The sequence below is a fragment of the Mesorhizobium sp. M4A.F.Ca.ET.020.02.1.1 genome (assembly GCF_004022645.1).
Classification (GTDB): Bacteria; Pseudomonadota; Alphaproteobacteria; order Rhizobiales; family Rhizobiaceae; genus Mesorhizobium.
On record NZ_RZOI01000305.1, the window covers coordinates 1 to 6,674 of the forward strand.

Consider the following 6,674-nt stretch of genomic DNA (forward strand, 5'->3'; position numbering starts at 1 on the left):
CCGGAACCTGGGTCGGATCGGCCTTGAGCGCGGCGACGAAATCGGCGGCGGTCTTGAACGGCGATGCCGCAGGCACCACCAGCGCCTCGAACTCGCCGGTCAGGCGGGCGATCGGCGTCACTTCGGTCAGGTTGTTCGCGGACTTGTTGGCGATGATGGCGCCGACCATGACCATGCCGGCCACCATCAGTGAATTGCCCTTGCCCTTCCACTGATTGACGAATTGCGGCAGGCCGACCGTGCCGCCGGCACCGCCGACATTGGTGATCTGCGAGCCGGAGATCAGCTTTTCAGAACGCAGCACCTGGTCGATCGTGCGGGCCGTCTGGTCCCAGCCGCCTCCAGGCGCGGCGGGAACGAAGATCTGGAGTTGCGGCGCGTCCTGTGCGAAGGCGGGTGTGAAGTGCAATGCCGCGATGCCGGCCGCGGTGCTCGTCAAGAATCTGCGTCTGTTCAGCATGGGACTCCTCCAAATCACGACACCTCCTCCGGTGCCTGCCAAAGACGTGGCCTGAATTCAGACCCGCCTTCGAGTTCAAGCATTTGTGACTGCGTTCTGTCAACGGGAATGGCATTCTACTAGACAGAACGATTTTGCCACGACAAAATCGCATCATCCAGGCTTGGCCTGGACGGGGCGACCAACATGAAATCATCATCGGGATGAAAAATACACCTGCCAGCCCGACTTCCACCGAAGGCGTTGCCGCTCTCGACCGCGCCATCGCCATTCTCGACGCATTCACGCCCGCCGATCGCTCGCTCGGCCTGGCCGAGATCGCGACCCGCACCGGCCTTTACAAGAGCACGATACTGAGGCTGGCCAACTCGCTGATGCGCGGCCAATTGCTGGAACGGCTTGACGACGGGCGTTATCGCATCGGACCGGCCACCTTCAGGCTTGGCGCGCTCTACCAGCGCTCGGTGGTGGCGATGGATGTCCTGCTGCCGATCATGCGAGATCTGTCGGAGCGGAGTTGGGAAAGCGTCGCCTTCTATGTCCGCTCCGGCGATGTCCGCACCTGCCTTTACCGCGTCGAATCCAAGCATCCGATCCGCTACACCATCCGCGAGGGCGACGTGCTGCCCTTGCTGGCGGGTTCCGGCGGCCGTGTACTCGCCGCGTTCTCCGGCGAGCAGGGCGAGCCCTACGATACCATCCGCGCGGACTATCACCATTTGTCGGTGGGCGACCGCGATCCCGAGACGGCTGGCGTCTCGGCGCCTGTTTTTGGACCCGGCCGGACTCTTCTCGGCGCACTCACCCTTGCCGGCCCAAGAACGCGCGTGGACGCAGCCTTTCTGCGCCGCATGACCGCGCCCTTGCTCGAGGCGGCGGCTCGCGCCACCCGCGCCTTCGGCGAAGACGCCTCGATGCTCGAACGAGCAAGTTTGAAAGCCGTTCATCGCCGATAAGGCACTGGAAACTCTTTGAACTTTGTTTCCATGACTTGGTCCCGATTTGTCAGGCTTTCGAGCGCCGGCAAATTGGAAGCAGTCGAACTGAAATAGTATTTGCCTAAAATCCTATCCTATACCCTTGCGAAAGCAACATGTGGAAGAAGACAGGCTGTCTCGAGTAAAAATACTCGGCAAGTTTATTGGCTGTTAAGGCCGACATGCTACTCGGGCTGTTGTCGCATGACGAGCAGCGACATGAGGGAGAGAGGTTTCGCCTGGCCTGCAATTGCCTCGGTCAGGCCCAGCGGGTTCACGGGGGCCATGGCAATTTCCATGGAAGCTTGATGAGGCTGTCACCGGCGCTTTCCAGCCCACGTCTTGTCGGCTTGGTCTGGCCATTCATCCTCGTGGTCCTTGTCCAGGCTCTGGTCGCCGGCGGCAGCCTCTATACGCTTTCGGCGGTTCGCGCCTATGTCGGCGGCGAAAGCCATTGGTCGAAAGGACAGAAAGAGGCCATCTATTTCCTCAGCCTCTATGCCGATACCGGCAAGACGGATTTCTTCAACGAGTATCGCACCGCAATTGCCGTTCCGCTGGCCGATCATGCGGCGCGGCTGGCACTTGAGCAGGCCGAGCCCGACACCGAGGCGGCGCGCGCCGGTTTCGTGCAGGGTGGAAATCACGCCGACGACGTCGCGGGAATGATCTGGTTGTTCCGAAATTTTCGCTGGTTCAGCTACCTCGACGTCGCCATTCAGCGCTGGGCGGCTGCAGACGACATGATCCTGGCGCTCGACGAGTTGGGCGAGACAATCCACCGGAAGGTCGCGGAAGGACGGGTATCGTCGGACCAGGTCGGCGCCTGGAAGGCAGAGATCCACCGGCTCAACGATGAGATCGGCCCTCTGTCCAAGGCGTTCTCTGACAGCCTGGGAGAGGGTTCGCGTTTCATCAACATTGCATTGACGCTGGCCAATCTCGCCACAGCCGCTCTGCTCATCCTGCTAGCAGTGTGGCGCACGCGCAAACTCCTGGCGCAACGCCAGGCTTTCCAGAACGCGCTCAATGCCGAGCGCGAACGGGCCCAGATCACGCTTGCTTCGATCGGCCAGGCCGTCATCAGCACAAATTCCGATGGGCGGCTGGATTACATGAACGCTGTCGCCGAACGCCTGCTGGCGCACACGTTCGAGCTGGCGAGAGGCAAACCGATCGCATCACTGTTCAAGCTCGTCGACAAGGACAGCGGCGTCGAGGAGACGCAATGGATCGAGCGCTTGCTGGCCGGCGAGCCGAGGCGTTCCAATGCCCGCCCGCGACTGCTGCAGCGCGCCGACGGTTCGGTCGTTCCCATTTCCCTGACTGGCGCACCGCTTTTGGTGTCCGGCGAAGTCGTCGGCGCCGTGCTCGCCTTCCACGACATGACGCGCGAACAGGACTACATCAAGCGCCTTTCATGGCAAGCATCGCACGACGAACTGACGGGGCTTGCAAATCGCCGCGACTTCGAGAGCCGCCTGCAGAAGGCCATCCAGGATTTGCACCATCGACCCGGGCAGCATGCCCTGATGTATCTGGATCTCGACCAGTTCAAGCTGGTCAACGACACATGCGGCCACGCCGCCGGCGACCAGCTGCTGCGTCAGGTCTCCATTTTGCTCGGCAATGATCTCCGGCCGGGCGACATTCTGGCGCGACTGGGCGGCGACGAATTCGGCGTCCTCCTCCTCGATTGCAGCCTGGATCTCGCCGCCGACATTGCCGAACGGATGCGCGCGACCGTTCAAGACCTGCATTTCTCATGGACCGGAAGACCGTTCGCCATCAGCGTCAGCATCGGCATGGTCCAGATTGTGGATGCCAAAGTCACGCTTGAAGAAACCCTGCAGGCCGCCGATGTCGCCTGCTACATGGCCAAGGAAAAGGGCCGCAATCGGGTTCAGCTGCATAGCGACAGCGACACGGCCCTGCGGGAACGGTTCACGGAAATGGCCTGGGTGCAGCGTCTGCACGCCGCGCTGGAGGAAAACCGCTTCAGGCTCTATTGCCAGGAGATATGGCCGCTCAGCGCCGCCGCGGCGGAAGGCGGGGCGCATCTCGAAATCCTGCTGCGGCTGACGGACGAGGATGGTTCCATTGTCTCGCCGGCCAGCTTCATTCCGGCAGCCGAGCGCTACGGGCTGATGCCGTCGATCGACCGCTGGGTCGTGCGCGGCACCTTCGCCGTTCTGGCCGCGCGCCTTGCCGATCCAGCGGCCGCTCCGATCGCCACCTGCGCCATCAATCTGTCCGGGGCGAGCTTCGGCGACGAGACGTTTCTCGACTTCCTGCGCGAGCAGTTCGAGATCAGCGGCATCCCGCCGAAGCTCATCTGCCTCGAGATCACCGAGACCAGCGCCATCGCCGACCTCGCCAACGCCATGCGCTTCATTGCCCAGTTGCGCGAGCTGGGCTGCCGTTTCGCTCTCGACGATTTCGGCTCCGGCATGTCGTCCTTCGCCTATCTGAAGCACTTGCCCGTCGACTATCTGAAAATCGATGGCAGCTTCGTCAAGGACATGCTGGAGGATCGCATCGACCGTGCCATGGTCGAGATGATCCATCATATCGGCAAGGTGATGGGCAAGCGCACCATTGCCGAGTTCGTTGAAAGCGAGAGCATCGTCACGGCCTTGAAATCGATCGGCGTCGACTATGCCCAGGGCTATGCGATCGCCAGGCCGCAACCGTTCGATGCACGCACGAAATTGCTAGACCCCGGCGCCGCGCCGCACGCTGATACGCAGAACGCCGTGGCGCGAAAGCTGCTCAAGGCTGGATGACGGGGCTCTACCGCCGCTCCAGCAGGATCGTCGGATTGTCGTGATAGGTGGTGCGCAGGATTTCCCTGTAGCCGCACTTGGCCGCAACATTGAGCGACGCTGTGTTTTCCGGATCGACGATGCAGACGGTTCTGGCCGGTGAGAACGTCACGTCTCCCCAGGCGAGAGCGCGCTGGACCACTTCGCTCGCCAGTCCCCGGCCATGCGCTTCCGAGGCCAGCGCCCAGCCGGCCTCCGGCACGCCATCGATCGATGGCTCGATATCGCGCTTCAAATCGTGGAAGCCAGCCTCGCCGATGAAGCGGCCGCTCGCCTTCTCCTCGATCGCCCAGAACCCATAGCCAATCAGCGACCACAGCCCGGCATGGCGCAGGAAGCGCATCCAGCTCTCCTCGCGCGTGCGCGGCTTGCCGCCGATGAAGCGGGTGACGGCGGGATCGGCCCACATGGCGACGTAGGCGTCGAAATCGTCCAGCCGGTGCGCCCGCAGGATGGTCCGCGCCGTTTCGATGACCGGCACGCCGGTTGCCTTTGGACTGCCCATGGAACTTGCCTCGCTTGAACGTCAAGAAGGCGCCTAGCAAACCTCCCGCACCGAACAAGGGCCACGGCGGTCCGGATCATCCTCCAGACCAGAACGTCCCATCACGCCAGGGCAGCTAGCTGCCCGCCGTGTCTGGGAATTCTGTCCGGCGATGCTAGTCTTAGCGGAAATCTGATTCAGCCCGCATATCATCCAACCAGAGGAAAATGCATGGATACCACCGACCTCGTGCTGGCCATCATCCATCATCTGCTGGTGTTTTCGCTGGCCGGCATCATCGGCGCCGAATTCGTGCTGCTCCGCGGCGATCTGCCCGCCGCGACGCTGAAGCGCCTTGTCGGCATCGACCGCCATTACGGCATCATCGCCGCGCTGATCGTCATCGTCGGCGCCGGCCGTGTCTTCTACGGCCTGAAGGGCTGGGAGTTCTACATCTACAACTGGATGTTCTGGGCAAAGATGACGGCCTTCGTCATCGTCGGCCTTTTGTCGATCATTCCGACCATCCGCTTCATTTCCTGGAACCGGCAGGCCGGCGCCACTCCCGGCTTTCAGGTGCCGGCGGCGGAGCTCGCCTCGGTCAAGACCTATGTCCGCGCCGAAGCCTTCATCTTCCTGCTGATCCCGGTCTTCGCGGCGGCTATGGCGCGCGGCTACGGCTCCTGAGCAATTCCGGGAAACTGCGCGGCGCGGTCTCCGTCGGGGTTGCGCACCGCTTCAAGCCTCGGCGGCAACCGTCTCCGAAAGCGGCGCGATCGGCACCAGCGGCGCCGGCATCTCGGCCGTCTTCTCCGCCGCCTTGCAGATGTCGGCGATGACGCAGGCCGGACAATCCGGCTTGCGCGCCTTGCAGACATAGCGGCCATGCAGGATCAGCCAGTGATGCGCATGGCGCATATACTCGGCCGGGATGATCTTCAGCAGCCCCTGCTCGACCTGTTCCGGCGTCTTGCCGGGCGCCAACCCGAGGCGGTTGCCGATGCGGAATATATGCGTGTCGACCGCCATCGTGTGCTGGCCGAAGGCCATGTTGAGCACGACATTAGCGGTCTTGCGCCCGACGCCCGGCAGCTTGATCAGCTGGTCGCGGTCGGCGGGCACCTTGCCGCCATGCTCGTCGATCAGCGCCTTGGACAGCGCGATCACGTTCTTGGCCTTGTTGCGCCAGAGGCCGATGGTGCGGATGTAGTCGCCGACTTTCGCTTCGCCGAGCGCCAGCATCTTCTGCGGCGAGTCGGCGACCGCAAACAGCGCCCGCGTCGCCTTGTTGACGCCGGCATCGGTGGCCTGCGCCGACAACACCACCGCCACCAGCAGCGTGAAGGCGTTGACATGCTCGAGCTCGCCCTTCGGCTCCGGTCGCTGCACCGAAAACCGCCGGAAAATCTCGCGCACCTCGGCCGGGCTGTAGAGGTGCCGTGATCGCGTCGGCCTCGGCCGCGGTTTGGCGTTCGAGCCGTCGCGCCGGCCGGGCGGCAATGCATTTTTGGCCATCGGGGATTTTTTCGTCTTGGGGCTTGCCATTCCCTTCCTATAATATCCAGGCATGAGCGACACAAACGCCTCTTTCCAGGCTGACGAGCCCTTCTTCCAGGCTGACGAGCCCTTCTTCCACGCCTTGCTGACACCGCACCGCTCGCTCGGCCGCACCGGCTTTTTCGTCCTTATGGGCGCGCTGTCCTTCGGCTGGCTGGCCACCGGCGCCTTCTTCCTGTCGCGCGGCGCCTGGCCGGTGTTCGGCTTCTTCGGGCTCGACGTGATCGCCGTCTACATCGCCTTCCGCGTCAACTACCGTGCCGCCCGCGCTCGCGAGGAAGTCTCGGTGTCGCGCACCAGCCTCGACATTCGCAAGACCGCGCCATCGGGCAGGTCGGAGGCGCACCGCTTCAATCCGTTCTGGGCGCGCT

7 protein-coding genes are annotated in these 6,674 nt (G+C 63.2%); 4 read left to right on the forward strand and 3 right to left on the reverse strand.

Annotation, left to right across the window (positions count from 1 at the left end; all coding sequences use genetic code 11):
- Positions 1 to 460: tripartite tricarboxylate transporter substrate-binding protein (locus tag EN742_RS19085; RefSeq protein ID WP_281034976.1), on the reverse strand; the 460-nt coding region annotated here is incomplete at its 3' end.
- 203 nt (positions 461 to 663) lie between these two features.
- Between EN742_RS19085 and EN742_RS19090 the strand changes: the two genes are divergently transcribed.
- Complete coding sequence (locus EN742_RS19090) at positions 664 to 1,416, forward strand: IclR family transcriptional regulator (protein WP_127422865.1); 753 nt, start codon at positions 664 to 666, stop codon at positions 1,414 to 1,416.
- 329 nt (positions 1,417 to 1,745) lie between these two features.
- Complete coding sequence (locus EN742_RS19095; RefSeq protein ID WP_127407178.1) at positions 1,746 to 4,223, forward strand: EAL domain-containing protein; 2,478 nt, start codon at positions 1,746 to 1,748, stop codon at positions 4,221 to 4,223.
- Between the two features lie 7 nt (positions 4,224 to 4,230).
- Here the strand turns inward: EN742_RS19095 and EN742_RS19100 are convergent, their stop codons facing one another.
- Positions 4,231 to 4,767, reverse strand: a complete 537-nt coding sequence (locus EN742_RS19100) for a GNAT family N-acetyltransferase (protein ID WP_126058315.1) — start codon at positions 4,765 to 4,767, stop codon at positions 4,231 to 4,233.
- 210 nt (positions 4,768 to 4,977) lie between these two features.
- Between EN742_RS19100 and EN742_RS19105 the strand changes: the two genes are divergently transcribed.
- Positions 4,978 to 5,433, forward strand: coding sequence for a DUF2214 family protein (locus tag EN742_RS19105; protein ID WP_127406193.1), 456 nt, complete (start codon positions 4,978 to 4,980; stop codon positions 5,431 to 5,433).
- Positions 5,434 to 5,484: 51 nt separating this feature from the next.
- Here the strand turns inward: EN742_RS19105 and nth are convergent, their stop codons facing one another.
- Positions 5,485 to 6,291 (reverse strand): endonuclease III, encoded by an 807-nt coding sequence (gene nth, locus EN742_RS19110; protein ID WP_127406194.1) that lies wholly within the window; start codon positions 6,289 to 6,291, stop codon positions 5,485 to 5,487.
- A gap of 22 nt (positions 6,292 to 6,313) precedes the next feature.
- On the opposite strand from nth, the gene EN742_RS19115 reads away from it, so the two are divergent.
- Positions 6,314 to 6,674 (forward strand): DUF2244 domain-containing protein (locus tag EN742_RS19115; protein WP_128333151.1); only part of this gene is annotated, 361 nt, incomplete at its 3' end.

Bases quoted from the DNA above. Each gene is read 5' to 3' on its own strand.
- EN742_RS19090 (WP_127422865.1), top strand. From the start codon at position 664: ATGAAAAATACACCTGCCAGCCCGACTTCCACCGAAGGCGTTGCCGCT.
- EN742_RS19095 (WP_127407178.1), top strand. From the start codon at position 1,746: ATGAGGCTGTCACCGGCGCTTTCCAGCCCACGTCTTGTCGGCTTGGTC.
- EN742_RS19100 (WP_126058315.1), bottom strand. From the start codon at position 4,767: ATGGGCAGTCCAAAGGCAACCGGCGTGCCGGTCATCGAAACGGCGCGG.
- EN742_RS19105 (WP_127406193.1), top strand. From the start codon at position 4,978: ATGGATACCACCGACCTCGTGCTGGCCATCATCCATCATCTGCTGGTG.
- nth (WP_127406194.1), bottom strand. From the start codon at position 6,291: ATGGCAAGCCCCAAGACGAAAAAATCCCCGATGGCCAAAAATGCATTG.